The sequence below is a fragment of the Streptomyces solicamelliae genome, assembly GCF_045348655.1.
In the GTDB taxonomy this organism is placed as follows: domain Bacteria; phylum Actinomycetota; class Actinomycetes; order Streptomycetales; family Streptomycetaceae; genus Streptomyces; species Streptomyces solicamelliae.
In genome coordinates this window covers 2,226,221-2,252,482 of record NZ_CP160404.1, presented here as the reverse complement: position 1 = coordinate 2,252,482, position 26,262 = coordinate 2,226,221, and the positions used below count along the sequence as shown (strand labels likewise).

Sequence of the window (26,262 nt, the reverse complement as noted above, 5' to 3'; positions counted from 1 at the left end):
CGTCCGCGTGCGATCCGGGGGCCGGTCGGGAGCGGGTGAGAGGGACCGCTGTACCCCTTCCGGCGGTTACATCAGAGCTCAGCCCTGGAGGGCGGCAACCTTGGTGGCCAGCGCCGACTTCTTGTTGGCGGCGGCGTTCTTGTGGATGACGCCCTTCGAGACGGCCTTGTCGAGCTGACGGGACGCCTCGCGGACGGCCGTGGTGGCCTTCTCGACGTCACCGGCGGCAGCAGCCTCACGGGCCTTGCGGATCGCGGTCTTGAGCGAGGACTTGACGGCCTTGTTGCGCAGGCGCGCCTTCTCGTTCGTCTTGTTCCGCTTGATCTGGGACTTGATGTTCGCCACTGAAAGAGCCTTTGCAGGTTCGATGTTTCTTCAGGATGGGTCCCGCAGCTGAGAGGGCATGCGAGACACAGCTGTCCACGGTATCAGGGCGCCCCACGCCCGCCCAAACCGAGCGCCCGCCCGCAGGCGTGGGAGCATAGAGGCTACGTATCGATCCGAATCGTCCCGACGTCGAACCGAGCAGAGACGCCCGGCGCCTCAAGAATCAGGACCCTGCGTGCCCGCGACCCCTACCCACGTGCCCGAGCCGAGCCGTACCGACCCGGCGCTGATCCGCAATTTCTGCATCATCGCGCACATCGACCACGGCAAGTCGACCCTCGCCGACCGGATGCTCCAGCTGACCGGTGTGGTCGAGCAGCGGCAGATGCGCGCTCAGTACCTCGACCGCATGGACATCGAGCGCGAGCGCGGCATCACGATCAAGTCCCAGGCCGTCCGTCTGCCGTGGGCCCCCACCGAGGGGCCCGGCCAGGGCAGTACGCACATCCTGAACATGATCGACACCCCCGGGCACGTCGACTTCACCTACGAGGTGTCCCGCTCCCTCGCGGCCTGTGAGGGCACGGTCCTGCTGGTCGACGCCGCCCAGGGCATCGAGGCGCAGACGCTCGCGAACCTCTACCTGGCGATGGAGAACGACCTCACCATCGTCCCGGTGCTGAACAAGATCGACCTGCCGGCCGCCCAGCCGGAGAAGTTCGCCGAGGAGCTGGCGAACCTCATCGGCTGCCAGCCGGAGGACGTGCTGAAGGTCTCCGCCAAGACCGGCCTCGGCGTCGAGGCGCTCCTGGACCGCGTCGTCCGGGACGTGCCCGCCCCGGTGGGCGTCGCCGACGCACCCGCCCGCGCGATGATCTTCGACTCCGTCTACGACTCGTACCGTGGCGTCGTCACGTACGTCCGCGTGGTGGACGGCCAGCTCAACAAGCGCGAGCGCATCAAGATGATGTCGACCGGCGCCACCCACGAGCTCCTGGAGATCGGCACCAACTCGCCCGAGATGCTGGCGGCCGACGGCCTCGGCGTCGGCGAGGTGGGCTACCTGATCACCGGCGTGAAGGACGTCCGCCAGTCCAAGGTCGGTGACACCATCACCTCGCAGGCGAAGGGCGCCACCGAGGCGCTCGGCGGCTACAAGGACCCCAAGCCGATGGTGTTCTCCGGCCTCTACCCGCTGGACGGCTCGGACTACCCCGAGCTGCGCGACGCCCTCGACAAGCTCCAGCTCAACGACGCCGCCCTGGTGTACGAGCCGGAGACCTCCGCGGCGCTCGGCTTCGGCTTCCGCGTCGGCTTTCTCGGCCTGCTCCACCTGGACGTGATCCGCGAGCGTCTGGAGCGAGAGTTCGGCCTGGACCTCATCGCCACCGCGCCCAACGTGGTCTACCGCGTGATCATGGAGGACGGCTCGGAGCACACGGTCACGAACCCGAGCGAGTTCCCCGAGGGCAAGATCAACGACGTGTTCGAGCCCGTCGTGCGCGCGACGATCCTCGCCCCGAGCGAGTTCATCGGCTCGATCATGGAGCTCTGCCAGACCCGCCGCGGCACCCTGCTCGGCATGGACTACCTTTCCGAGGACCGGGTGGAGATCCGCTACACCCTGCCCCTCGCCGAGATCGTCTTCGACTTCTTCGACCAGCTGAAGTCCAAGACCCGCGGCTACGCCTCGCTCGACTACGAGCCCACCGGCGAGCAGGCGTCCAGCCTGGTCAAGGTGGACATCCTGCTGCACGGCGACAAGGTGGACGCCTTCTCGGCGATCACCCACAAGGACGCCGCGTACGCGTACGGCGTGCGGCTCGTCGCCAAGCTGCGCGAGCTCATCCCGCGGCAGGCCTTCGAGGTGCCCATCCAGGCCGCCATCGGCTCCCGGGTGATCGCCCGAGAGACCATCCGCGCCATCCGCAAGGACGTCCTCGCCAAGTGCTACGGCGGTGACATCTCCCGTAAGCGGAAGCTGCTGGAGAAGCAGAAGGAAGGCAAGAAGCGGATGAAGATGGTCGGCTCGGTGGAGGTCCCGCAGGAGGCCTTCATCGCCGTCCTGTCGAGCGACGACGCGGCCGGCGGCAAGAGCAAGAAGTGAGTAGGAAGTGAGCGGGAAGTGATCCGGCGGGCGACCGTCGGGTTTCGGCCATATAGCTGACGCATGACACGAACGGGCTCCCGCGCGACGGCGCGGGAGCCCGTTCGTGTGCGTGGGCGCGGGTCTCTTCGTTATGAACCGGGTATGAAGCGGCAGGGTGCAGGCTCTTACGCGGCGGTCTTCGGCCAACTAGTCTGAACCCGGCTCGTAGGTTACTCGCCAGTTAAATACGCACCGCCTGAAGGCACCGCCGCCGCCCGGAGGACGTCGTGAGCGACACACAGACCCTGATCGAGAACCGGCCGCCCTCCGTGGCGTCCCTCTTCCTTGAGCGCGTCGCGCAGACTCCCGACGGGGAGGCCTACCGGTATCCGGTGCCCTCTGCCTCGGGCCAGGGTCCGGACGAGTGGAAGTCGCTGACCTGGGGCCAGGCCGCCGAGCGGGTCTTCAACATCGCCGCCGGTCTGATCGATCTGGGCGTCCGCCCGGAGGAGCGCGTCGCGCTCGCCTCCGCCACGCGGGTCGAGTGGATCCTCGCCGACCTGGGCGTGATGTGCGCCGGCGCCGCGACGACGACGGTGTACCCGTCGACCAACGCGGAGGAGTCGTCCTTCATCCTCGCGGACTCCGAGTCCAGGGTGCTGATCGCGGAGGACGCCACGCAGCTGGCCAAGGCGCGCGAGCGCCGCGCCGACCTGCCCGAGCTGCACCACGTGGTCGTCCTGGACGCGGAGGGCATCGAGGAGGGCGCCGAAGGCGACCCGGAGGGCTGGGTCCTGACCCTGGCCGACCTCGAGACGCGCGGTGCGGCGTACCTGGAGAAGCACCCCGAGGTCGTCAAGGAGCGCGTCGCGGAGATCACCGCCGACAAGCTCGCCACGCTGATCTACACCTCCGGCACCACCGGCCGCCCCAAGGGTGTCCGCCTGCCGCACGACAACTGGTCGTACATGGCCAAGGCCATCGCCGCGACCGGCCTCGTCACCAAGGACGACGTCCAGTACCTGTGGCTGCCGCTCGCCCACGTCTTCGGCAAGGTGCTCACCTCCGGCCAGATCGAGGTCGGCCACGTCACCGCCGTCGACGGCCGCATCGACAAGATCATCGTGAACCTTCCGGTGGTCCAGCCGACCTACATGGCCGCCGTGCCCCGCATCTTCGAGAAGGTCTACAACGGCGTCGCGGCCAAGGCCCGCGAGGCCGGCGGGGCCAAGTACAAGATCTTCCAGTGGGCGGCCGGGGTCGCCCGCGAGTACGCCAAGGTCACCCAGGACAACTTCCGCCGCACCGGCACCGCCTCCGCGCCCTTCGCCCTCACCGCGAAGCACAAGGTCGCCGACGCGCTGGTCTACAAGAAGCTCCGCGACGCCTTCGGCGGCCGGCTGCGCGCCGCCGTCTCCGGCTCGGTCGCCCTGGCGCCCGACATCGGCTACTTCTTCTCCGGCGCCGGCATCCACATCCTGGAGGGCTACGGCCTGACGGAGTCCTCCGCCGCGTCCTTCGTCAACCCGGGCGAGGCGTACCGCACCGGCACCGTCGGCAAGCCGCTGCCCGGCACCGAGGTCCGGATCGCCGACGACGGCGAGATCCTGCTGCGCGGCCCCGGCATCATGGAGGGCTACCACGGCCTTCCGGAGAAGACCGCGGAGGTCCTGGAGGCCGACGGCTGGTTCCACACCGGCGACATCGGCGAGCTGTCCGCGGACGGCTACCTGCGGATCACCGACCGCAAGAAGGACCTGTTCAAGACCTCGGGCGGCAAGTACATCGCGCCGACCGAGATCGAGGGCCAGTTCAAGGCGGTCTGCCCGTTCGTCTCGAACATCGTGGTCCTCGGCGCCGACCGCAACTACTGCTCCGCCCTCATCGCCCTCGACGAGCCCGCGATCCAGGGCTGGGCGGCCGAGAACGGCCTGGCCGGCAAGACGTACGCCGAGGTCGTAGGCTCCCCGCAGGTCGAGAAGCTGATCCAGGGCTACATCGAGCGCCTCAACGAGGGCCTGCAGCGCTGGCAGACGATCAAGAAGTTCCGCCTGCTGCCGCGCGACCTCGACGTCGAGCACGGCGAGCTCACGCCGAGCCTGAAGATGAAGCGCCCGGTGGTCGAGCGCACCTACCAGCACCTCATCGACGAGATGTACGCGGGCGCGCGGGAGGCGTGACGGGTCCGGCGTGACGGCTCCGGCCTGACGGAGTCATCCACAGGCTCGGGGCTCACCTCGGGCGGTACGGGACAATGGGCTCATGCCTTCCGTACTGCCCGATGGTGAGCCCATGCCCGACGACGGGACGCTGCCCGCGCGTGCCCTTGAGGGGGCCGGGGAGCGTCCGCTCGGGTTCTATCTGCACGTGCCGTACTGCGCCACGCGGTGCGGCTACTGCGACTTCAACACGTACACCGCGAGCGAGCTGCGCGGCACCGGAGGCGTGCTCGCCTCGCGGGACAACTACGCCGAGCAGGTCGTCGAGGAGGTACGCCTCGCCCGCAAGGTGCTCGGGGACGACCCGCGGCCGGTGCGGACGGTGTTCGTCGGCGGCGGCACGCCGACGCTGCTCGCGGCCGGCGACCTCGTACGGATGCTGGGGGCGATCCGCGACGAGTTCGGGCTCGCGGACGATGCCGAGGTGACGACCGAGGCGAATCCGGAGTCCGTCGATCCGGCTTATCTGGCCGAGCTGCGGGCCGGGGGGTTCAACCGGATCTCGTTCGGCATGCAGAGCGCGCGGCAGCACGTCCTGAAGATCCTCGACCGCACCCACACGCCCGGGCGGCCCGAGGCGTGCGTGGGTGAGGCGCGGGCGGCGGGCTTCGAGCACGTCAACCTCGACCTCATCTACGGCACGCCCGGGGAGTCCGACGAGGACTGGCGGGCGTCGCTGGACGCGGCGATCGGGGCCGGTCCCGACCACGTCAGCGCCTACGCGCTGATCGTCGAGGAGGGCACCCAGCTGGCCCGGCGGATACGTCGCGGCGAGGTGCCGATGACCGACGACGACGTGCACGCGGACCGGTACCTGATGGCCGAGGAGGTGCTGTCGGGGGCGGGCTTCGACTGGTACGAGGTCTCCAACTGGGCGACCTCGGAGGCGGGCCGCTGCCTGCACAACGAGCTGTACTGGCGCGGTGCGGACTGGTGGGGCGCGGGTCCCGGTGCCCACAGCCACGTGGGCGGGGTGCGGTGGTGGAACGTCAAGCACCCGGGGGCGTATGCGGGGGCGCTGGCCGCCGGGAAGTCGCCGGGGGCGGGGCGTGAGGTCCTTGCCGATGAGGATCGGCGGGTGGAGCGGATTCTGTTGGAGCTGAGGCTTCGGGAGGGGTGCCCGCTGAGCCTGCTGCGTCCGGAGGGGCTTGCCGCGGCGCGGCGGGCCTTGGCCGACGGCCTCCTCGCGGCGGAGGCGTTCGCCGCGGGGCGGGCGGTGCTTACGCTGCGGGGGCGGTTGTTGGCGGATGCCGTCGTTCGGGATCTGGTGGACTAGTCCTCCCCAGCCCTCCCCAGCCCGCCCCTTCCCGAACCGGGGCCAGCCCGTGGACCCCGGTGGGCGGGAAGGGGTGGGGCGCTTCGGCCGCGGCTATGGGGCTGTGACGAAGTCGATCAGTTCTTCGACCCTGCCCAGCAGGGACGGTTCCAGGTCCTTGTAGGTCGTTACCCGGGACAGGATGTGCTGCCAGGCCGCGCCGGTGTTGTCCGGCCAGCCCAGGGCTTGGCAGACGCCGGTTTTCCAGTCCTGGCCCCGGGGGATCCTCGGCCAGGAGTCGATGCCGAGGGACGTGGGCTTCACGGCTTCCCAGACGTCCACGTACGGGTGTCCCACCACCAGGACGTGGTCGCCCGTGACCTGCGCCGCCAGGCGGGACTCCTTCGAGCCGGGGACCAGGTGGTCGACCAGGACGCCCAGGCGGGCGTCCGGGCCCGGGGCGAAGTCGGCGACGATCGACGGGAGGTCGTCGACGCCCTCCAGGTACTCCACGACCACGCCCTCGATCCGCAGGTCGTCGCCCCAGACCTTCTCGACCAGCTCCGCGTCGTGCCGGCCCTCCACGTAGATGCGCCCCGCCCGGGCCACCCGCGCCCGCGCGCCGGGCACCGCGACCGAGCCGGACGCCGTACGGGTCGGGCGGACCGGGGCGGCCGACGAGGGGCGGACCAGGGTGACCACCCGGCCCTCCAGGAGGAAGCCCCGCGGGTCCATCGGGAACACGCGGTGCTTGCCGAAGCGGTCCTCCAGCGTGACCGTGCCCGCCTCGCAGCGGATCACCGCCCCGCAGAAGCCCGTGGACACCTCCTCCACCACCAGGTCGGGCTCCGCCGGAACCTCAGGCACCGGGGCGAACCGTTTCCAAGGGGGCGTCAGGTCCGGGTTGTAGCTGCGCATGGGGTTCGGTTCCGTCCTTGGTGGGGCGGCGGTGGTGGGTCTGCCGGGGGGTCCGGGGGTCGTCCCCCGGGAAGGCGCAGTCAAGGGGGTGTCAGGTCCGGGTCGTAGGCGCGCACTTGGGGGACGTTAGGGCACGTCGACGCGTCGTGCCAGTTCATCGCGCTGTGCCCGCACGAACGCCGCGTCCACCACCGCGCCGTGTCCCGGGACGTAGTGCGCGTCCTCCCCGCCCAGGGCCAGCAGGCGGTCCAGGGCGGCGGGCCACTGCGACAGGACCGCGTCCGGGCCCGCCTGCGGCTCGCCCGACTCCTCGACCAGGTCGCCGCAGAACACCACCTCCCGCGCCCCCGGCACCAGCAGCACCAGGTCGTGGCCCGAGTGGGCGGGTCCCACGTTGGCCAGCAGGACCTGCCGGCCGCCCAGGTCCAGCGTCCACTCGCCGGACACCACGTGCTCCGGCGCCACCAGCACGTCCGCCGCCTCCGCCGCCTCGGCCGCGTCGAGCCCCTGCCGGACCGCGTCCGACCGCAGCGCCTCCCGCTCCCGGGCGTTCCGCAGCAGCGTGTCCGTGCCGACCGCCCCGTACACCTGGACCCCGGCGAACGCCGCCGTGCCGAGCACATGATCGAAGTGCGGGTGGCTGAGTGCGATGTGCGTCACTTTCCGGCCGGTCAGCGCCTCCGCCTGGGAGCGCAGCTCCGCGCCCTCCCGCAGCGAGGAACCCGTGTCGTACAGAAGAACCGCCCGATCGCCCAGAACGAGCCCCACAGTGGCGTCCCAGCCCGGCAGCCGCCGCCGTCCGACCCCGTCCGCGAGCCGCTCCCAGCCGTACTCTTCCCAAGCGATGTCCATACCGTGGTCCATACCGTGACGCTATCGGTCCGGGGTACCGCCTCCTTGCCAGGAGCGATGTCCGCCGCCGTACACTGGCCGGGGGATTCCTGGCACTCGGAGAGGGCGAGTGCCAAACACGGAGCAAACCGGAACGACCGGATCGACCCGAACGACAGCTGGAGGTGTGCGCCATGCTCAGCGAACGCAGACTCGAGGTGCTGCGCGCCATCGTCCAGGACTACGTCGGGACGGAGGAGCCGGTCGGCTCGAAGGCGCTCACCGAGCGGCACAACCTGGGCGTCTCCCCGGCCACCGTGCGCAACGACATGGCCGCGCTGGAGGAGGAGGGCTTCATCGCCCAGCCGCACACCAGCGCCGGGCGCATCCCCACCGACAAGGGCTACCGCCTGTTCGTCGACAAGCTGGCGTCCGTCAAGCCGCTGTCGACGCCCGAGCGGCGCGCGATCCACAGCTTCCTCGACAGCGCGGTCGACCTCGACGACGTCGTGGCCCGCACGGTCCGGCTGCTCGCGCAGCTGACCCGGCAGGTCGCGATCGTGCAGTACCCGTCGCTGACCCGTTCGACGGTGCGGCACGTGGAGCTGCTGTCGCTGTCGCCCGCCCGGCTGATGCTCGTGCTGATCACGGACACCGGCCGGGTCGAGCAGCGGATGATCGACTGCCCGGCGCCGTTCGGCGAGACCTCCCTCGCCGATCTGCGGGCCCGGCTGAACAGCCGGGTCGCCGGCAAGCGCTTCGCGGACGTCCCGCGCCTGGTGCAGGACCTCGCGGAGTCGTTCGAGGCGGAGGACCGCGGTACGGTCTCGGCCGTGCTCGCGACGCTCCTGGAGACCCTGGCGGAAGAGCACGAGGAACGGCTGATGATCGGCGGCACCGCCAATCTCACCCGCTTCGGGCACGACTTCCCGCTGGTGATCCGGCCGGTGCTGGAGGCTCTCGAGGAGCAGGTCGTGCTCCTCAAACTGCTCGGCGAGGCCAACGACTCGGGCATGACCGTACGGATCGGGCACGAGAACACCCATGAGGGGCTCACGTCCACATCCGTCGTCACGGTCGGCTACGGTTCGGGCGGCGAGGCCGTCGCAAAACTCGGCGTGGTCGGACCGACCCGCATGGACTACCCCGGAACGATGGGAGCGGTACGCGCAGTGGCACGTTACGTCGGACAGATCCTGGCGGAGTCGTAAGTGGCCACGGACTACTACGCCGTACTCGGCGTACGCCGCGACGCGTCCCAGGACGAGATCAAGAAGGCCTTCCGTCGCCTGGCGCGCGAGCTTCACCCGGACGTGAATCCGGACCCGAAGACGCAGGAGCGCTTCAAGGAGATCAACGCCGCCTACGAGGTTCTCTCGGACCCGCAGAAGAAGCAGGTCTACGACCTCGGCGGCGACCCGCTGTCCGCCTCGGGCGGCGGGGGCGGCGCCGGTGGCTTCGGCGCCGGAGGCTTCGGCAACTTCTCCGACATCATGGACGCGTTCTTCGGCACGGCCTCGCAGCGCGGGCCGCGGTCGCGGACCCGGCGCGGCCAGGACGCGATGATCCGGCTGGAGGTCGAGCTCAACGAGGCGGCCTTCGGCACGACGAAGGACATCCAGGTCGACACGGCGGTCGTGTGCACGACGTGTTCCGGAGAGGGCGCCGCGCCCGGCACCTCCGCGCAGACCTGTGACATGTGTCGCGGCCGCGGTGAGGTCTCGCAGGTCACCCGGTCCTTCCTGGGCCAGGTCATGACCTCGCGGCCGTGCCCGCAGTGCCAGGGCTTCGGGACCGTCGTCCCGACCCCGTGCCCGGAGTGCGCGGGCGACGGGCGGGTGCGTTCCCGCCGGACGCTCACGGTCAAGATCCCGGCCGGTGTCGACAACGGCACGCGGATCCAGCTCGCGGGCGAGGGCGAGGTCGGCCCCGGCGGCGGTCCCGCCGGCGACCTGTACGTGGAGATCCACGAGCTGCCGCACCCGACCTTCCAGCGGCGGGGCGACGACCTGCACTGCACGGTCACCATCCCGATGACGGCGGGAGCCCTCGGCACGAAGGTGCCGCTGGACACCCTCGACGGCCGCGAGGAGGTCGACATCCGCCCGGGTACGCAGTCCGGCCAGTCGATCCCGCTGCACGGCCGCGGCGTCACGCATCTGCGCGGCGGCGGCCGGGGCGACCTGATCGTCCACGTCGAGGTGCAGACCCCGTCGAAGCTGGACCCGGAGCAGGAGCGCCTGCTGCGCGAACTGGCCAAGCTGCGCGGCGAGGAACGGCCGACGGGGCAGTTCCAGCCGGGGCAGCAGGGGTTGTTCTCGCGGCTGAAGGACGCCTTCAACGGTCGGTAGGCGCCTCTGCCGGGGGTCCGGGGGTCGTCCCCGGGGAACGCAGTCGGCCGGGGCAGCAGGGGTTGTTCTCGCGATTGAAGGACGCCTTCAACGGTCGGTAGGTGTCGGAGTTCGTGTGTGACAGAGGGGGTGCCGCCTTGTGCGGCGCCCCCTCTGCCGCATGACACGATGGCCGCATGTCCTCCGCGCTGAACGATCTCTGCCGATATCCCATCGTGCAGGCCCCCATGGCGGGCGGCGGCTCCTGTCCGCAGTTGGCGGGCGCCGTGAGCGAGGCCGGGGGGCTGGGGTTCCTGGCCGCGGGGTACAAGACCGCCGGGAGCATGTACCAGGAGATCAAGCAGCTCCGCGGGCTCACCGGGCAGCCGTTCGGCGTCAACCTGTTCCTGCCGCAGACCGGGCAGACCGCCGACCCCGCCGCCATCGAGGTATACCGGCACCAGCTCGCCGGTGAGGCCGACTGGTACGACACCGCGCTCGGCGACGCCGACAACGGGCGCGACGACGGGTTCGACGGCAAGCTGGCCGTCCTCGTCGACGACCCCGTCCCCGTCGTCTCTTTCACCTTCGGCTGCCCCACCCGCGACACCCTCGACGCCCTCGCGCGCGTCGGCACGTACACCGTCGTCACCGTCACCTCCGCCGAGGAGGCCCGGGCCGCGCAGTGGGCCGGGGCGGACGCGGTCTGCGTCCAGGGCGTGGAGGCCGGCGGACACCAGGGCACGCACAAGGACGAGGCGGGCGCCGACGGCGCGGGCCTCGGGCTGCTCGCCCTCGTCACCCAGGTCCGGGAGAACGTCCAGCTGCCGATCATCGCCGCCGGCGGGCTGATGCGCGGCGCGCAGATAGCGGCCGTGCTCGCCGCCGGCGCGGACGCGGCGCAGCTCGGCACCGCGTTCCTGGTCTGTCCGGAGTCCGGCGCGCATCTGCTGCACAAGCAGGCCCTGACCGACCCGTTGTTCGTCCGGACCGAGCTGACCCGCGCGTTCTCCGGGCGGCCGGCCCGTGGCCTGGTCAACCGGTTCATGCGCGAGCACGGCCCGTACGCCCCCGCCGCGTACCCCGAGATCCACCACCTCACCGCGCCGCTGCGCAAGGCCGCGGCCACCGCCGGGGACCCTCAGGGCATGGCCCTGTGGGCCGGCCAGGGCCATCGGCTGGCCCGCGAGCTGCCCGCCGGGCAGCTCGTCGAGGTGCTGGCCGCCGAACTCGACACCGCACTGTCCGCGCTGGCCCACAGGAGCGCCTCATGACCGCACCCGTCTTCGTCGTCGACGCCGTTCCGCACGTCGGGACCTTCCTCCTCGACGGGCCCGAGGGCCGGCACGCGGTCGCCGTGAAGCGGCTGCGGGCGGGCGAGGAGCTGGTCCTGACCGACGGGCACGGCGCGTACGCGGAGTGCACGGTGGTCGCCGCCGAGGGCAAGGACCAGCTGACGGTCACCGTCGACGTACGGCACGAGGAGCCCGCGCCCGCGCCCCGGATCACCGTCGTCCAGGCGCTGCCGAAGGGTGACCGGGGCGAACTCGCCGTCGAGATCATGACGGAGACCGGTGTCGACGCGATCGTGCCCTGGGCCGCGTCGCGTTGCATCACCCAGTGGAAGGGCGACCGCGGGCTCAAGGCCCTCGGCAAGTGGCGGGCCACCGCCCGCGAGGCCGGGAAGCAGTCGCGCCGGACCCGGTTCCCCCAGGTCGCCGAGCTGATGACGACCAAGCAGGTCGCCGCGCTGCTCGCGGACGCCGACTTCGCGGCCGTGCTGCACGAGGACCGGGAGCACCCGAGCGCCACGCTGGCCACCGCCGCGTTCCCGGCGGAGGGCGAGATCGTGCTGGTCGTCGGGCCCGAAGGGGGCGTCGCGCCGGAGGAGTTGGCGGCCTTCGAGGAGGCGGGTGCCAAGCCGTACCGGCTCGGCCCGAGCGTCCTGCGCACGTCGACGGCGGGGACGGCGGCGGTCGCGCTCGTACTGGGCCGCACGGGACGCTGGTCCTGACCCGAGGCGGAGACCTGCCGGTCCTGACGGGGCGGCGGGCCGCGGGCGGCGGCCGCGGCCGGCCGGGGCCCGGCCGGTGGAGCCTTGCGTGGGTCGTGTCGGTCGGCGTCTTGTGGCGGGGTGCGCGGGGCGCTGGTCTTGACCGGCGGCAGCGTGCGGCCTGTCGGTCCTGACGTGGGGCTGACCGGCCGGGTGTCATCGGCAGGCTCCGTCTGTCGGTGGCCGTCGCCGCCGTGACGGGCGGCCTCCGGTGCGGAATCCCGATGGGCCGTGCGCACCCGCTGGACGGGGTACCCCGTTCCCTCCCTAGGGTGGTGGCATGTCCGACGAGTCATCCGAGTCTCCTCTGATCCACAGCCTGCGTGCCGCCGTGGCGGCCGCGCCCGCCGACGTGCCCCTGCGGCTGCACTTCGCCGAACTGCTGCTGGCCGAGGGGCGGAACGACGAGGCCGTCGCGGAGGCCGCCGTCGCCCTGCAGCACGCGCCGGGCGACCCGGCCGCCCGGGCGCTGATGGTGCGCGCCATGGGGATGCCACCGGCCGCCCCTGCCACCCCCGCGCCCCCGGCGCCGCCCGCCGCCCCCGCACCCCCTGCGGCGCCCGCCGACCCCGAAGTCCCCGCCCCCGCCCCCACCTTCGACTGGGCAGCCGCCGAGCAGCAGGTCGGTGATCTTGTCGGGCCCCGGTTCGCGGACGAGCCGCTCGCCGCCGACGGGGCCGGCAACGATCCCGGGGACGTGTCCGCGTGGGACGTCGACGCGCCCGGGGCCGTACGTCTCGCCGACGTCGGCGGCATGCAGGACGTCAAGGAGCGACTGGAGGCCGCCTTCCTCGCCCCCATGCGCAACCCCGAACTGCGCAAGCTGTACGGCAAGTCGCTCCGCGGCGGCCTGCTCCTGTACGGCCCGCCCGGCTGCGGCAAGACCTTCATCGCCCGCGCCGTCGCCGGCGAACTCGGCGCCAACTTCCTGTCGATCTCCCTCTCGGACATCCTCGACATGTGGATCGGCACCTCCGAGAAGAACGTCCACGACATCTTCCAGACGGCCCGCCGCAAAGCCCCCTGCGTGGTCTTCCTCGACGAGCTGGACGCCTTGGGCGCGAAGCGCTCCCGTACCCACCACAGCGGGCTGCGCAACGTCGTCAACCAGCTGCTCACCGAGCTCGACGGCATCGACAGCGGCGGTAACGAGGGTGTGTTCGTGCTCGCCGCCACCAACGTCCCCTGGGACGTGGACCTCGCGCTGCGCCGCCCCGGCCGCCTCGACCGCACCCTGCTCGTGCTGCCGCCGGACGCGCCCGCCCGCGAGGCGATCCTCCGCTACCACCTGCGCGAGCGGCCCATCGAGTCGGTCGACGTCGGCAAGCTCGTCAAGGTCACGGAGGACTTCTCCGGCGCCGACCTGGCGCACCTGTGCGAGACCGCCGCCGAGGCCGCGCTCCTCGACTCGGCGCGCAGCGGACAGGTCCGCATGATCGGCACCAAGGATCTGATGGACGCGGCGCGGCAGATCCGCCCGTCGACCGACCCCTGGTTCGCCTCGGCACGCAACGTCGCCATGTTCGCCAACGACGGCGGCACGTACGACGACCTCCTCGCGTACCTCAAGAAGAAGCGCAAGCTGTGACCGCCCTGCTGCGCGCCGACGCGCTGTACGACGCGGGGCGGTACGAGGGGGCCGCAGCCCTCGCCGCCCAGCACCTGGCGACCGAACCGGACGACGCGGCCGCCCTCGTGCTCCTCGCCCGCTGCCGGCACCGGCTCGGCAAGGACGCCGACGCGCTGGCCACCGTGGACGAGGCGCTGCGGGCCGCACCGGACTCCCTGACGGCCCTGATGGTGCGTACGGACGTGCTGCTCGCGCTGGAGGCGTACCCCGAGGCCGAGCTGACCGCCCGGCGGGCCGTCGAACTCGCCCCGCAGCACTGGGGCAGCCACTACGCGCTCGGCGCGGCCCTCGACCGGACCGTGGCCGCGGCCGCGCGCCGCCCCGTCGACTGGTCCGGCGCCAGGAACCGCAGGGCCGAGGCGTACGAGGCGGCGCGCCGGGCCGTCGCGCTCGCCCCCGAGGAGGACGCGGCGCACTTCCTCGTCGGGATCACCGCACAGCGCCTCGGCGACCACAGGACCGCGCAGCGGGCGTACGAGACGGCGCTGCGGCTCAACCCGGAGAGCAGCGAGGCGCACAACAACCTCTCGCTGATCCATATGCGCCGCCGGTGGTTCAAACGCGGCGCCTGGACCAAGGCGGCGGTGGGCTTCGTCGAGTCCGCTGCGCTCGACCGGGACGACAAGGAGGCCCGGTACAACCTGGAGACCATGGCATGGGGGACCGCCGCCGGGGCGCGCTGGGTGGCCCTGATCGGCTTCCTCGCCGCCGCGCTCGGCTCCGCGCCGTTGCGCACCGGTGGCTCGGGCGCCGACGCGGTGGTGCCACTGCTGGTCGGCGCGGCGGTGCTCGTCGGGGCCTGGGGCGGCTGGGCGCTGTGGGTGGTGCGCCGGGTGCCGCCGCGGGTGCGGCGGCCGCTGCTGCTGGTGGCGCGGAGCTGCCGGCCGGTGCTGGCGATGGCGGCCGCGGTGGGGCTGTTGGGCCTGTACTCGGTCCTCTCGATGGCGCTGTGGGGGGTGGACTCGGCGTTCGTCGGGGCGCTCGGCTCCCTGCTGTTCTGGGGCATGGTGATCACGTACTGGGTCAGCCGGGGGGCGCTGCGGCGACGCGAGCCGGGGCGGGCGTAGGCCGGGGGGTCCGAACCGGCCGATAGCATGCCGGAGTACTGATCAGTGGATCACTGGATCACTGGACCGCTGATCGTCGTCACTGATCGAGGGAGGCCCGGTCCATGGCCGGAGAGCCGCAGAGCGACTGCCTGTTCTGCAAGATCGTCGGCGGAGAGGTGCCCGCGACCATCGTGCGGGAGACCGAGACCACCGTCGCGTTCCGGGACATCAACCCGCAGGCGCCCACGCACGTCCTGGTCATCCCGCGGGTGCACTACCCCGACGCCGCCGCGCTGGCCGCCGCCGAGCCGCAGATCGCGGCGGACATCCTGCGCGAGGCCCGCGAGGTCGCCGAGCTCGACAAGGTCGACGAGACCGGCTACCGGATCGTGTTCAACACCGGCAGCGGCGCGGGGCAGACCGTGTGGCACGCCCATGCGCACGTGCTGGGCGGCCGCGGTCTGAACTGGCCGCCCGGATAGTCCGGAGCTCCCTTGTCCGTACGCGAATTCGTCGTCCTCGGCACCGCCAGCCAGGTGCCGACGCGGCACCGCAACCACAACGGCTATCTGCTCCGCTGGGACGGCGAGGGCATCCTCTTCGATCCCGGCGAGGGCACGCAGCGGCAGATGCTGCGGGCGGGGGTGGCGGCCCATGACATCGACCGGATCTGTGTCACGCATTTCCACGGGGACCACTCCCTGGGGCTGGCCGGGGTGATCCAGCGGATCAACCTCGACCAGGTGCCGCACCCGGTCACCGCGCACTACCCGGCGAGCGGGCAGCACTTCTTCGAACGGCTGCGGTACGCCACGGCGTACCGGGAGACCGTGCGGCTGACGGAGGCGCCCGTCGCGGCGGACGGGGTGCTCGCGGAGACGCCCGCGTACACACTGGACGCGCGGCGGCTGTCCCACCCCGTGGAGTCCTTCGGCTACCGGCTCGTCGAGCCCGACGGGCGGCGGATGCTGCCCGAGAAGCTCGCCGAGCACGGCATCAAGGGCCCCGACGTGGGCCGGCTCCAGCGCGAGGGCGTGCTCGACGGGGTCACCCTCGACGACGTGAGCGAGGTGCGGCGCGGGCAGCGGTTCGCGTTCGTCATGGACACGCGGCTGTGCGACGGGGTGTACGCGCTCGCGGAGGGGTGCGACCTGCTGGTCATCGAGTCCACGTTCCTCGACGAGGACGTGGCGCTCGCGACCGACCACGGCCATCTGACCGCAGGTCAGGCGGCCGCGGTGGCGCGGGACGGCGGGGTGCGGCACCTCGTGCTCACGCACTTCTCGCAGCGGTACGGCGACCCGGCGGAGTTCGAGCGGCAGGCGCGGGCGGCCGGGTTCGAGGGGGAGTTGACGATCGCGCAGGACCTGGCGCGGGTGCCGGTCCCGAAACGGTAAGAGCGGCGAAGAGCTGCGCAGCACGGCGAACAGCGGCGAGAACGGCGAGGAGCACGCGGAAACGCGGATCGCGGAATCGCGGAAACGTAGGAACGATGAACGACCGGACCACCCCCCGTCCCGTCCCCAAGGCCGAGCTGCACCTCCACATCGAGGGCACGCTCGAACCCGAGCTGGCGTTCGCGCTCGCCGAGCGCAACGGCGTCGAGCTGCCGTACCGCGACACGGAGGAGCTGCGGGCGGCGTACCGCTTCGGCGATCTGCAGTCGTTCCTGGATCTGTACTACGGCCTCATGGCGGTGCTGCGGACCGCGGAGGACTTCACGGAGCTGGCCGACGCGTACCTCGCGCGTGCGGCCGCGCAGGGGGTCCGGCACGCCGAGATCTTCTTCGACCCGCAGGCGCATATGGCGCGGGGCGTGCCGATGGGCACGGTCGTGGAGGGCCTGGCCGCGGCGCTCGACCGGAGCGAGGAGCGGCACGGCGTCTCGACGCGGCTGATCATGTGCTTCCTGCGGGACGAGTCGGCGGAGTCGGCGCTGGAGACGCTGGAGGCGGCGAAGCCGTATCTGCACCGGATCACCGGGGTCGGGCTCGACTCGGCGGAGGTCGGACATCCGCCGGCGAAGTTCCGCGAGGTGTACGAGGCGGCCGCGGCGCTCGGGCTGCGGCGGGTCGCGCACGCGGGCGAGGAGGGGCCGGCGGAGTACGTCCGCGAGGCGCTGGACGTGCTCGGGGTGGAGCGGGTCGACCACGGGCTGCGGTCGATGGAGGACCCGGAGCTGGTGGAGCGGCTGGTGCGGGAGCGGGTGCCGCTGACGTTGTGCCCGCTGTCCAATGTGCGGCTGCGGGCCGTCGACACACTGGCCGACCACCCCCTGCCGGCCATGCTGGCCGCGGGTCTTGTGGTCACGGTCAACTCGGACGACCCGGCGTACTTCGGCGGCTACGTGGGCGACAACTTCGACGCGGTGCGTGCGGAGCTGGGCCTGGACGCCGAGCAGCTGCGCGTCCTGGCGCGGAACTCGTTCGAGGCGTCCTTCCTGGACGACGACGAGGACCGGCGCCGCCGGTACCTGGCAGAGGTGGAGGGGCACGACTTCGGGTAGGACGGGGCAGCAGACGGGGTTCCGCCCCGGCCCTCTCCCACCGCGCCCTGTCCCACCGCGCCCTGTCCCACCCCGCCCGTCACAGACCGCCCGTGCTCGGCTGCGCCAGCGTGTACGCGGGCTGGGACTCGTGGGTCTTCGGGTGGGGGAGGTCCAGTTCGGTCAGAGGCTGCGGGGCGGGAGCGCGGAGGGCCGTCCTGCGGGCTACTGCCGTCAGGGGGACGGCTGTTGCCAGGAGGAGGGCGGCCAGGGTCGCGCCCATCGCCGGGTAGCCCAGAGCTTCGGACAGGGCCGTGCCGACCGCCGGGCCGCAGGCCACGCCCAGGGACGATGCCGCTCCTGCCAGGATCGTCCAGCGGCCGCCCGGGTCCAGGGTCGCGGACAGGGCGATGACGTACGACAGGACCAGCGGGTACATCGCGTTCCACGCCATCTCGCCGGCGGCGAAGGACGGCAGGTCCCTCGCCCCCGCGCTCACCGCCACGCAGGCGGCGATGAGGGCCGTTCCCGCGCCGATCGGCAGCGCCTTGCCCAGGCGTTCGCCCAGGGCTCTCGCCGCCGTCACGCCCGCCAGGCCCGCGCCCAGGGCCGCCGCGAACACCGCGCCGACCGTCACCTCGCTCAGGCCCGCCTGCGTGACCCCGATCCGGCCGCTCACGCCCCACAGGGCGTTCTGGGCCAGGGACCAGAGGACGAGGGTGGCGGTCAGGATCGTGCCGGGGAGAAGGTGGGGGAGGCGTCGGCGGGGGGTGTCTCCCGGGGATTCCGGCTCCTGCCGCCTCGTCGCGGACGACAGACTCCTCGTGCCCGGCCACGCCGCCGCCGCCACCGTCGCGATCGCCGCGAACGCCAGGCCGTGGCCGGTGCCCAGCCGCGGCAGCGTCAGGTACAGCGCGCCCGCCGTCGCCGAGACCGACAGCAGGCCCAGCGCCGAGGCGCGGTGCGGATCGTGGCGGGCGGCGATGCCCGACGCGGCCACCGCCGTCACCGTGCCCGAGCCGAAGCCGCCGAGCACCGCGCCCGCCAGGACCAGTGGGACGAGCCCCGTCGCCGCTGCCGTGCCGTAGCCGCAGATCATCGCCAGCAGGCCCGCCCGCGCCGCTGTGCGCGGCCCGATGCGGTCCACGCGGCCGGCCAGGGCGAAGCCCGCGCAGGCCGAGGCGAGGAGCAGGGCGGAGCCCGCCAGGCCCGCCTGTGTCGGGGTGAGGCCCAGGCCCGTGGCGAGACGTCCGACGACGGTGGGCAGGAGGTACGGGGCGGTGTAGCCGGCCGTGAAAAGGGCGACGAGGGACCGGAGCGGCTGCGGGCGCGACGACATGGGCGTTCCTGGAACAAGGGGCGAGAAGGGGTGGAGCGCCCGGTGTTCCACGGGATCGCGGGACCACTTGTATCAAGCGCTGGAGCGCGGGGTGAAGGTGTTCCGGTCACCCTGTTGGTGTGGTGTGGGTCACTATGGGGTTTGGGGTGGAAGGGTCGGGGTAGACGACTCGGCTTTCGCGTCGCGTCCCGGTCTTCCCGTCGCCCCCTTCAGGCACACTGACCTGATCCGCACCATCACCGGGAGCCTGCCGTGAGCACCAGGGGAGCCGAGAGCGAACGCACCGCCGGGGTCGACCCGTTGGACGCCCTGCGTGGTCCCTCCGACCCGCCCTGCGACGTGTTCCTGACCGGCATGGTCTTCCTGGACATCATCTTCACCGGGCTCGACAGCGCCCCCGTCCGCGGCACCGAGTCCTGGGCCCGCGGCATGGGGTCCAGCCCCGGCGGCGTCGCCAACATGGCCACCGCCCTCGCCCGGCTCGGGCTGCGGACCTCGCTCGCCGCGGCCTTCGGCGACGACCACTACGGCGAGTACTGCTGGGACGCCCTGGAGCAGGGGGAGGGGATCGACCTCTCCCTGTCCCGGACCGTTCCCGGCTGGCATTCCCCCGTCACCGTCTCCATGGCCTACGAGGGCGAGCGGACCATGGTGTCGCACGGGCACGACGCCCCGCCCCTGGCCGGCGCCGCCCCGCCCCCGTACCCGCCGCACGCCCGGGCCGCCGTCGCCTCCCTCGCGCCGGGGCGCAGCGAGGAGTGGATCGCCCGCGCCCACCACTCCGGGGCCCGGATCTTCGCCGACGTCGGCTGGGACGACACCGGCCGCTGGGACCTCGCCTCGCTGCCCGACCTCGCCCACTGCGAGGCGTTCCTGCCGAACGCCGAGGAGGCCATGCGGTACACCCGGTCCGACTGCCCCCGCGCCGCCGCCCGCGCGCTGGCCGACAAGGTGCGGTACGCGGTCGTCACGCTGGGCGCGGAGGGCGCGTACGCCGTCGACGGCGGGAGCGGCGAGACCGCAGAGGTGCCGGCGATCCAGGTGTCCGCGCTCGATCCGACCGGCGCCGGGGACGTCTTCGTGGCCGGGTTCGTCACGGGGACCCTCGCCGGCTGGCCGCTCGCCGACCGGCTCGCCTTCGCCGGGCTGATCGCGGCCCTGTCGGTGCAGGAGTTCGGCGGGTCCTTGTCCGCGCCCGGCTGGGGCGAGGTCGCGGGCTGGTGGCACACCGTCCGGGAGCACGCCGGCCAGGACCCGGCGGCGCTGCGCGACCGGTACGCCTTCCTGGAGCCGCTGCTGCCCGCCGAGGCCCGTCCCTGGCCGCTGCGCCGGGCCGTGCCCACCATCGGCTTCCGGGCCGCCCCCGCCTAGAGGCCTGCCCCCGCCCGCAGCCGGCCCCGCCCGGGAACGGGTCCCCCGCCCAGAGGCCCGCGGAAAACGCTTCGGCCTTGTCAGCGGCAAGTCGTAGGCTTGGTACTCGAGAGGTTGTCGAGCAGCGAGAACCCTGCAACGGGAGGTATGTGCAGGCCACAGTGCCGGCCCATGACTCAGACATCCACAGCCCACGAGGGAGTGCCGGGGCAGGCGCAGGCGCGGTTCACCGTGCCCGCCAAGCACCCGATGGTGACCGTTCTCGGCTCCGGCGACGCCCTGCTCCGCGTGATCGAGAAGGCGTTCCCGGCCGCCGACATACATGTCCGGGGCAACGAGGTCCGGGCGACCGGTGACGCGGCGGAAGTCGCCCTGATCCAGCGCCTGTTCGACGAGATGATGCTGGTGCTCCGCACCGGTCAGCCGATGACGGAGGACGCAGTGGAACGCTCGATCGCCATGCTCAAGGCGAGCGAGGACGGGGGCGGCCCGAGCGAGACGCCCGCCGAGGTCCTCACCCAGAACATCCTCTCCAGCCGCGGGCGCACGATCCGGCCCAAGACCCTGAACCAGAAGCGCTATGTCGACGCCATCGACAAGCACACCATCGTGTTCGGCATCGGCCCCGCCGGCACCGGCAAGACGTACCTGGCCATGGCCAAGGCGGTCCAGGCCCTGCAGTCCAAGCAGGTCACCCGGATCATCCTGACCCGGCCGGCCGTCGAGGCGGGCGAGCGGCTCGGCTTCCTGCCCGGCACGCTCTACGAGAAGATCGACCCGTACCTGCGGCCGCTCTACGACGCGCTGCACGACATGCTCGACCCCGACTCGATCCCCAAGCTGATGGCGAACGGGACGATCGAGGTCGCGCCGCTGGCGTACATGCGAGGCCGGACGCTCAACGACGCGTTCATCATCCTCGACGAGGCGCAGAACACGAACCCCGAGCAGATGAAGATGTTCCTCACCCGTCTCGGCTTCGACTCGAAGATCGTCATCACCGGTGACATCACCCAGGTCGACCTGCCGGGCGGCACGAAGAGCGGTCTGCGCCAGGTGCGGGACATCCTCGACGGCGTCCAGGACGTCCACTTCTCGATGCTCACGTCGCAGGATGTCGTACGGCACAAGCTCGTCGGCCGTATCGTCGACGCGTACGAGAAGTACGACAGCCGGAACGGCTCCGGCGGCTCAAACGGGAAGTAGTCACAGCGCGACATGTCGATCGACGTCAACAACGAGTCCGGAACCGAGGTCGACGAGCAGGCGATCCTCGACATCGCCCGCTACGCGCTGGCACGGATGCGCATCCACCCGCTCTCCGAGCTGTCGGTGATCGTGGTGGACGCCGAGGCGATGGAGCAGCTCCACATCCAGTGGATGGATCTGCCGGGCCCGACGGACGTCATGTCCTTCCCGATGGACGAGCTGCGCCCGCCGGCCAAGGACGACGAGGAGCCCCCGCAGGGGCTCCTCGGCGACATCGTGCTCTGCCCCGAGGTCGCCAAGAAGCAGGGCGAGGACGCCCCGACGCGGCACTCCATGGACGAGGAGCTCCAGCTGCTCACCGTGCACGGAGTGCTGCACCTGCTCGGCTACGACCACGAGGAGCCGGACGAGAAGGCCGAGATGTTCGGCCTGCAGGCGGCGATCGTCGACGGCTGGCGCGCGGACAAGGGCCTGACCGGCCCGTCGCCGGCGCCGACCGTCTCCTGACCCGGGGTCACGGCTCCCCGATGGACGCTTCACTCATCTTCGGCGCGGTCGCCCTGATCGTGGTGGCCTGGCTGGCGGCCTGCGCCGAGGCCGGAATCGCCCGCGTCTCCAGCTTCCGCGCCGCCGAGGCCGTACGGTCCGGCCGACGCGGCGCCGACAAGCTGGCGCAGATCGCCTCCGACCCCACCCGCTACCTCAACGTGGCCCTGCTCGTCCGGGTCGCCTGCGAGATGGCGGCCGGGGTCCTCGTCACGTACGCCTGCCTGGAGGCCTTCGAGGAGACCTGGGAGGCGCTGCTCGTCGCGATCGTGGTGATGGTGCTCGTCTCGTACGTCGCCGTCGGCGTCTCGCCGCGCACGATCGGACGCCAGCACCCGCTGAACACGGCGACGGCCGCCGCCTACGTGCTGCTGCCGCTCGCCAGGGTCATGGGGCCGATCCCGCAGCTGCTGATCCTCATCGGCAACGCGCTCACCCCCGGCAAGGGCTTCCGCAAGGGCCCCTTCGCCTCCGAGGCCGAGCTGCGGGCCATGGTCGACCTGGCCGAGCAGGAGCAGCTGATCGAGGACGAGGAGCGCCGGATGGTGCACTCGGTCTTCGAGCTCGGCGACACGCTGGTGCGCGAGGTGATGGTGCCGCGCACGGACCTGGTCTGCATCGAGCGGTACAAGACGATCCGGCAGGCGCTGACGCTGGCGCTGCGCTCCGGTTTCTCGCGCATCCCGGTGACCGGGGAGAACGAGGACGACATCGTCGGCATCGTGTACCTCAAGGACCTGGTCCGCAAGACGCACATCAACCGCGAGGCCGAGGCGGACGTCGTGTCGACGGCGATGCGTTCGGCGGCGTTCGTGCCCGACACGAAGAACGCCGGCGATCTGCTGCGCGAGATGCAGCAGGAGCGCAACCACGTGGCCGTGGTGATCGACGAGTACGGCGGCACGGCCGGCATCGTCACCATCGAGGACATCCTCGAGGAGATCGTCGGCGAGATCACCGACGAGTACGACCGTGAGCTGCCGCCGGTCCAGGAGCTGGGCGACGACCGCTACCGGGTCACGGCCCGGCTCGACATCGGTGACCTCGGCGAGCTGTACGGCTTCGGCGCGGACGAGTACGACGACGAGGACGTGGAGACGGTCGGCGGGCTGCTCGCCAAGGCGCTCGGGCGCGTCCCGATCGCGGGTGCCTCCGCCGTCGTCGAGCTGCCCGACGCGCGCACGCTGCGGCTGACGGCCGAGTCGCCGGCCGGTCGCCGGAACAAGATCGTGACCGTCCTTGTCGAGCCCGTGGGCGGGACGGAGGGGGAGCCGGCGTGACACCCGAGGAGCTTCGGGGCTTCTGCCTCGATTTCAACGCCGCCACCGAGGAGTTCCCGTTCCGCCCGGAGATCTCCGTCTTCAAGGTGCGGGGCAAGATGTTCGCCCTCAGCCACCTGGACGCGGAGCCGCTGACGGTCAACCTCAAGTGCGATCCGGACGACGCGGTACGGCTCCGGGAGGAGTATCCGGCGGTCGCGCCCGGCTACCACATGAACAAGCGGCACTGGAACACGGTGACCGTCGGCGAGCTGCCGGAGCAGCTGGTCAAGGAGCTGATCGAGGACTCGTACGACATCGTCGTCGCGGGTCTGCCGCGGGCGGAGCGACTGAAGCTCGACCGCCCGTAGGGCGCGCCGCCCGCGCGCCTATGCTCGGGGCATGACACTCAACCGCGAGCACGGCGACCTCGGCGCCGAGGACCTCAAGATCATCACGCTGGCGCGCAGCGCCCGCGCCCGCAACGGGGTGCCGGAGGGCGCGGCGGTCCGCGACGAGACCGGCCGTACGTACGTCGCCGGGACCGTCGCCCTGGAGTCGCTGAAGCTGAGCGCGCTGCAGACCGCGGTGGCCATGGCCGTCGCCAGCGGCGCGCAGTCGCTGGAGGCCGCGGCCGTGGTCTCCAGCGCCGAGGCCGCGTCGGACGAGGACCGTGCCGCGGTGCGCGACCTGGGCGGCCCGGAGACCCCGGTACTGCTGGCCGGCCCGGACGGCGTGCTGCGCGCCGCGGTCACCGCGGGCTGACCGTCACGCGAACCGAGAAGTCCAGCGGGGTCCGGCGGAATGCCGGGCCCCGTTTCGTATACGCCCCCACCTGCGGAAAGGGCGATCTTGCCGGATCCCGATGTCCGATCTTGACAGTATCTGATGGGTCATCAGTCGGTGCATTTCGATTCCATTGACTTCTCTCGCGGCCCGGCCGTCAATGGCGCCCTCTCATCCCAGAGGAGGGGCACACATGGCACTGCTCAGGACCAGGACCCGAAGACGGCGCTGGACCGCCGCCCTCGGCGTCACCGCTCTCGTGCTCGCCGGCGGCGGCACCCTCGCCGCGCCCGCCGGCGCCGCGGCGCTCGCGTCGGCCCCGGTCGACTTCGCGACGCACTGCGTGCCGCCGCCGATCGCCGGCATCCCGCCCATCGACGGCACCACCACCGCCGAGATCACCGTCGACAACCCGACGCCCAAGGTCGGCGACACGGTCACCGTCACCTACAAGGTGACCAAGCCCGCCGCGTCCAACCCCGTCGACCTGGCCCTGCCGGCCGACATCATGACCCCGACCGGCAAGGTGACCCTCGGCGGCGCCCAGTCCGGCGCGGTCACCGTCGCCGGGCCCAAGAAGAACGACCCGGTCCCCGGCAAGGGCGCCTTCCCGCCGTTCTCCATGACCGGCACCTTCACGGTCACCCAGCCCGGCTCGATCACCCTGTCGCCCGGCGACTACAACATCCACACCAGCTACCTCATGGAGCTGGACACCCCCTGTACGGTCACGAACCCGCCCGCACCGGTCTCCGAGACCGTCGTGGCCACGGAGCAGCCCGGCGCCAACGAGCGGAACATCTCCCTCGGCACCGCCTCCGGCGCACCCGGCGACCGGGTCACCGTGACCGGCGCCAAGTTCACCCCGCTCGCCGAGGTCACCGTCACCGGCCGGGCCGGCGCGGCCGCGACCGCCGACACGATGACGGTCACCACCGACAGCGAGGGCGGCTTCGTCGCCCGCCTGACGGTGAACGACAAGGCGACCAGCGGGATCGTGGCGTACGAGGGCGCGGCCTGGGACCCCGAGAAGGGCGCCGGACCCGTCACGTACACCGTCATCGACGACACCCCGCCCCCGCCCGGCAGCCAGAGGATCGACGCGGCGGTCACCGCGGGCGAGCTGTCGATGACCCAGGCCGGCGACACCGTCGCGCTGTCCTCGGTGGACTTCGGCCAGGGCGGCGCGGCCACCGGCGACCTCAGGACGGTCACCGTCAAGGACTTCCGCGGCGGCCCCGCGGGCTGGTCCCTGACCGGCAAGGTCACCGACTTCACCGGACCCGGCGGCGCCATCGGCGCCGGGAAGCTGAGCTGGACCCCGGCCTGCACCACCAAGGCCGGCAGCCCCAGCACCTGCGTCCCGGGCACGGCCGGACCGTTGGGCGGCGGCGGCGCGACCCTCGCGTCGACGCCGAACGGTGCGGTCACCGGCGGCGAGTTCACCGTCGACGCCGGACTCTCCCTGGACGTCCCGGCGTTCACGGCACCCGGCGCGTACTCCGGTCTGCTCACGCTGACCCTCACGTGACCGACGCACACCCAGCGGGCCGGGCGCGCACCCGGTCGGCCCGCCTTCGACCCCGGGAGTCCCGCACCGTGCGCACGCTCTACGCGATCCTCGTCGGCGCCCTCCTCGTCCTCCTCGGCGCGCCGACCGCCCACGCGGCCGAGAACGGCGAATGGGCGGTCTTCCCCGCCGCCTCCGAGCTCGGCAGCCGGCCGTACTTCTACCTCTCCGCCGATGCCGGCGGCACGGTCACCGACCGGGTGACCGTCAGCAACAAGACCGCCGCCCCGCTGACCTTCCGCCTCTACGGCGCCGACGCCTACAACACCGCGCGCGACGGAGGCTTCGCCGTCCGCACCCGCGAGGAGAAGCAGACTGGCGCCGGGGCCTGGATCAGGCTCTCCCACGACCGCGTCACCGTCCCCGCCCGCAGCTGGGTGACCGTGCCCTTCACCCTCGCCGTCCCCGCCGACGCCGAGCCCGGCGACCACCCCGGGGCCGTCGTCGCCCTCGACGAGCGCATCGCCTCCGGCGGCGGCTCCGTCGCGGTCGGCGTGCAGCGCGCCGTCGGCGCCCGCGTGTACCTGCGGGTCAACGGGCCCACCGTCCCCGCGCTCAGCGTCGAGGACGTCACCCTCGACCAGGACCGGCCCGTCGTCCCCGGCACCCGCGAGAGCAGCGCGCTCGTCTCGTACACGCTGCACAACCGTGGCAACGTCACCCTCAACCCGCGGGTCGCGCTGCGTGCCGAGGGCGTCTTCGGGCGGACCCTGCTCGACCGGGACCTCGCGCGGATCCCGGCCGAACTGCTGCCCCGGCAGAAGATCCGGCTCACCGAGCGCTGGACGGACGCGCCCCAGTTCGACTGGGGGCAGGTCACCCTCACGGCCACCGCCAAGGACGTGCGGGAGTCGGCGCACGCGTCGTTCCTGGCGCTGCCGTGGCTGGTCGGCGTCGTGCTGCTCGTCCTCGGCACCGGAGCGGGCGGCTGGGCACTGCTGCGCCGGCGCAGGGCGGCCGCCGGGCACTGAGTACGTCCCGGCCCCGCGCATCGGG

At 72.2% G+C, this 26,262-nt stretch carries 24 protein-coding genes; 20 read left to right on the top strand and 4 right to left on the bottom strand.

Going from position 1 to position 26,262, the window contains the following annotated elements; genetic code table 11:
• Positions 1–78: 78 nt before the first annotated feature.
• A complete protein-coding gene (rpsT, locus tag ABZO31_RS10455; protein ID WP_406860856.1) occupies positions 79–345 on the bottom strand; it encodes a 30S ribosomal protein S20 in 267 nt (88 codons plus the stop codon).
• 217 nt (positions 346–562) lie between these two features.
• Here rpsT and lepA point away from each other — a divergent pair, with 217 nt between their 5' ends.
• From lepA to hemW, 3 genes are all read left to right on the top strand, one after another.
• Positions 563–2,434 carry a translation elongation factor 4 gene (gene lepA, locus ABZO31_RS10450; RefSeq protein ID WP_406860855.1) on the top strand — a complete coding sequence of 624 codons (1,872 nt, stop codon included), beginning with the start codon at positions 563–565 and terminating at the stop codon, positions 2,432–2,434.
• Between the two features lie 269 nt (positions 2,435–2,703).
• Positions 2,704–4,596 carry an AMP-dependent synthetase/ligase gene (locus ABZO31_RS10445; RefSeq protein ID WP_406860854.1) on the top strand — a complete coding sequence of 631 codons (1,893 nt, stop codon included), beginning with the start codon at positions 2,704–2,706 and terminating at the stop codon, positions 4,594–4,596.
• 82 nt (positions 4,597–4,678) lie between these two features.
• The gene (gene hemW, locus ABZO31_RS10440; RefSeq protein WP_406860853.1) at positions 4,679–5,911 is read left to right on the top strand and encodes a radical SAM family heme chaperone HemW; all 1,233 of its coding nucleotides are present in this window, start codon (positions 4,679–4,681) and stop codon (positions 5,909–5,911) included.
• Positions 5,912–6,004: 93 nt separating this feature from the next.
• On the opposite strand, the gene ABZO31_RS10435 is transcribed toward hemW, so the two are convergent.
• Positions 6,005–6,808 carry a DUF3097 domain-containing protein gene (locus ABZO31_RS10435; RefSeq protein WP_406860851.1) on the bottom strand — a complete coding sequence of 268 codons (804 nt, stop codon included), beginning with the start codon at positions 6,806–6,808 and terminating at the stop codon, positions 6,005–6,007.
• Positions 6,809–6,934: 126 nt separating this feature from the next.
• The gene (locus ABZO31_RS10430) at positions 6,935–7,660 is read right to left on the bottom strand and encodes an MBL fold metallo-hydrolase (protein ID WP_406860850.1); all 726 of its coding nucleotides are present in this window, start codon (positions 7,658–7,660) and stop codon (positions 6,935–6,937) included.
• Positions 7,661–7,833: 173 nt separating this feature from the next.
• On the opposite strand from ABZO31_RS10430, the gene hrcA reads away from it, so the two are divergent.
• From hrcA to ABZO31_RS10385, 9 genes are all read left to right on the top strand, one after another.
• Positions 7,834–8,850: a heat-inducible transcriptional repressor HrcA gene (gene hrcA, locus ABZO31_RS10425; protein WP_406860849.1), complete on the top strand. Its 1,017-nt coding sequence runs from the start codon at positions 7,834–7,836 to the stop codon at positions 8,848–8,850.
• Positions 8,851–9,990: a molecular chaperone DnaJ gene (gene dnaJ / locus ABZO31_RS10420; protein ID WP_406860848.1), complete on the top strand. Its 1,140-nt coding sequence runs from the start codon at positions 8,851–8,853 to the stop codon at positions 9,988–9,990.
• Positions 9,991–10,166: 176 nt separating this feature from the next.
• On the top strand, positions 10,167–11,243 hold the full coding sequence (locus tag ABZO31_RS10415) for a nitronate monooxygenase (RefSeq protein ID WP_406860847.1): 1,077 nt from the start codon (positions 10,167–10,169) through the stop codon (positions 11,241–11,243).
• Complete coding sequence (locus ABZO31_RS10410) at positions 11,240–11,983, top strand: 16S rRNA (uracil(1498)-N(3))-methyltransferase (protein WP_406860846.1); 744 nt, start codon at positions 11,240–11,242, stop codon at positions 11,981–11,983. The genes ABZO31_RS10415 and ABZO31_RS10410 overlap by 4 nt, the downstream gene beginning before the upstream one ends.
• Positions 11,984–12,302: 319 nt before the next feature.
• Positions 12,303–13,610, top strand: coding sequence for an ATP-binding protein (locus ABZO31_RS10405; RefSeq protein ID WP_406860845.1), 1,308 nt, complete (start codon positions 12,303–12,305; stop codon positions 13,608–13,610).
• Entirely contained in the window at positions 13,607–14,719 is a 1,113-nt protein-coding gene (locus ABZO31_RS10400; RefSeq protein ID WP_406860844.1) for a tetratricopeptide repeat protein, read from the top strand. The genes ABZO31_RS10405 and ABZO31_RS10400 overlap by 4 nt, the downstream gene beginning before the upstream one ends.
• A 104-nt stretch (positions 14,720–14,823) precedes the next feature.
• Complete coding sequence (locus ABZO31_RS10395; protein WP_406860843.1) at positions 14,824–15,183, top strand: histidine triad nucleotide-binding protein; 360 nt, start codon at positions 14,824–14,826, stop codon at positions 15,181–15,183.
• A gap of 12 nt (positions 15,184–15,195) precedes the next feature.
• Positions 15,196–16,098, top strand: a complete 903-nt coding sequence (locus ABZO31_RS10390) for a ribonuclease Z (RefSeq protein WP_406860842.1) — start codon at positions 15,196–15,198, stop codon at positions 16,096–16,098.
• 95 nt (positions 16,099–16,193) lie between these two features.
• Positions 16,194–17,207 (top strand): adenosine deaminase, encoded by a 1,014-nt coding sequence (locus tag ABZO31_RS10385; RefSeq protein ID WP_406860841.1) that lies wholly within the window; start codon positions 16,194–16,196, stop codon positions 17,205–17,207.
• 79 nt (positions 17,208–17,286) lie between these two features.
• On the opposite strand, the gene ABZO31_RS10380 is transcribed toward ABZO31_RS10385, so the two are convergent.
• The gene (locus ABZO31_RS10380; RefSeq protein WP_406860840.1) at positions 17,287–18,525 is read right to left on the bottom strand and encodes an MFS transporter; all 1,239 of its coding nucleotides are present in this window, start codon (positions 18,523–18,525) and stop codon (positions 17,287–17,289) included.
• Between the two features lie 300 nt (positions 18,526–18,825).
• Between ABZO31_RS10380 and ABZO31_RS10375 the strand changes: the two genes are divergently transcribed.
• The 8 genes from ABZO31_RS10375 (at position 18,826) to ABZO31_RS10340 (ending at position 26,237) form a co-directional block, all read left to right on the top strand.
• A complete protein-coding gene (locus tag ABZO31_RS10375) occupies positions 18,826–19,896 on the top strand; it encodes a carbohydrate kinase family protein (RefSeq protein ID WP_406865309.1) in 1,071 nt (356 codons plus the stop codon).
• 171 nt (positions 19,897–20,067) lie between these two features.
• The gene (locus tag ABZO31_RS10370; RefSeq protein ID WP_406860839.1) at positions 20,068–21,102 is read left to right on the top strand and encodes a PhoH family protein; all 1,035 of its coding nucleotides are present in this window, start codon (positions 20,068–20,070) and stop codon (positions 21,100–21,102) included.
• A gap of 12 nt (positions 21,103–21,114) precedes the next feature.
• Positions 21,115–21,612, top strand: a complete 498-nt coding sequence (gene ybeY, locus ABZO31_RS10365) for an rRNA maturation RNase YbeY (RefSeq protein WP_406860838.1) — start codon at positions 21,115–21,117, stop codon at positions 21,610–21,612.
• Between the two features lie 20 nt (positions 21,613–21,632).
• Entirely contained in the window at positions 21,633–22,931 is a 1,299-nt protein-coding gene (locus ABZO31_RS10360; RefSeq protein WP_406860837.1) for a hemolysin family protein, read from the top strand.
• A complete protein-coding gene (locus tag ABZO31_RS10355) occupies positions 22,928–23,281 on the top strand; it encodes an MmcQ/YjbR family DNA-binding protein (RefSeq protein ID WP_406860836.1) in 354 nt (117 codons plus the stop codon). The genes ABZO31_RS10360 and ABZO31_RS10355 overlap by 4 nt, the downstream gene beginning before the upstream one ends.
• A 31-nt stretch (positions 23,282–23,312) precedes the next feature.
• Entirely contained in the window at positions 23,313–23,675 is a 363-nt protein-coding gene (locus tag ABZO31_RS10350; protein WP_406860835.1) for a cytidine deaminase, read from the top strand.
• 214 nt (positions 23,676–23,889) lie between these two features.
• Complete coding sequence (locus tag ABZO31_RS10345) at positions 23,890–25,227, top strand: beta-xylosidase (protein WP_406860834.1); 1,338 nt, start codon at positions 23,890–23,892, stop codon at positions 25,225–25,227.
• A 68-nt stretch (positions 25,228–25,295) separates the two neighbouring features.
• Positions 25,296–26,237, top strand: coding sequence for a DUF916 domain-containing protein (locus ABZO31_RS10340; RefSeq protein WP_406860833.1), 942 nt, complete (start codon positions 25,296–25,298; stop codon positions 26,235–26,237).
• Positions 26,238–26,262: the final 25 nt, after the last annotated feature.

Bases quoted from the DNA above. Each gene is read 5' to 3' on its own strand.
- hemW (WP_406860853.1), top strand. From the start codon at position 4,679: ATGCCTTCCGTACTGCCCGATGGTGAGCCCATGCCCGACGACGGGACG.
- ABZO31_RS10435 (WP_406860851.1), bottom strand. From the start codon at position 6,808: ATGCGCAGCTACAACCCGGACCTGACGCCCCCTTGGAAACGGTTCGCC.
- ABZO31_RS10430 (WP_406860850.1), bottom strand. From the start codon at position 7,660: ATGGACATCGCTTGGGAAGAGTACGGCTGGGAGCGGCTCGCGGACGGG.
- hrcA (WP_406860849.1), top strand. From the start codon at position 7,834: ATGCTCAGCGAACGCAGACTCGAGGTGCTGCGCGCCATCGTCCAGGAC.
- ABZO31_RS10415 (WP_406860847.1), top strand. From the start codon at position 10,167: ATGTCCTCCGCGCTGAACGATCTCTGCCGATATCCCATCGTGCAGGCC.
- ABZO31_RS10410 (WP_406860846.1), top strand. From the start codon at position 11,240: ATGACCGCACCCGTCTTCGTCGTCGACGCCGTTCCGCACGTCGGGACC.
- ABZO31_RS10405 (WP_406860845.1), top strand. From the start codon at position 12,303: ATGTCCGACGAGTCATCCGAGTCTCCTCTGATCCACAGCCTGCGTGCC.
- ABZO31_RS10395 (WP_406860843.1), top strand. From the start codon at position 14,824: ATGGCCGGAGAGCCGCAGAGCGACTGCCTGTTCTGCAAGATCGTCGGC.
- ABZO31_RS10385 (WP_406860841.1), top strand. From the start codon at position 16,194: ATGAACGACCGGACCACCCCCCGTCCCGTCCCCAAGGCCGAGCTGCAC.
- ABZO31_RS10380 (WP_406860840.1), bottom strand. From the start codon at position 18,525: ATGTCGTCGCGCCCGCAGCCGCTCCGGTCCCTCGTCGCCCTTTTCACG.
- ABZO31_RS10370 (WP_406860839.1), top strand. From the start codon at position 20,068: ATGACTCAGACATCCACAGCCCACGAGGGAGTGCCGGGGCAGGCGCAG.
- ybeY (WP_406860838.1), top strand. From the start codon at position 21,115: ATGTCGATCGACGTCAACAACGAGTCCGGAACCGAGGTCGACGAGCAG.
- ABZO31_RS10360 (WP_406860837.1), top strand. From the start codon at position 21,633: ATGGACGCTTCACTCATCTTCGGCGCGGTCGCCCTGATCGTGGTGGCC.
- ABZO31_RS10350 (WP_406860835.1), top strand. From the start codon at position 23,313: ATGACACTCAACCGCGAGCACGGCGACCTCGGCGCCGAGGACCTCAAG.
- ABZO31_RS10345 (WP_406860834.1), top strand. From the start codon at position 23,890: ATGGCACTGCTCAGGACCAGGACCCGAAGACGGCGCTGGACCGCCGCC.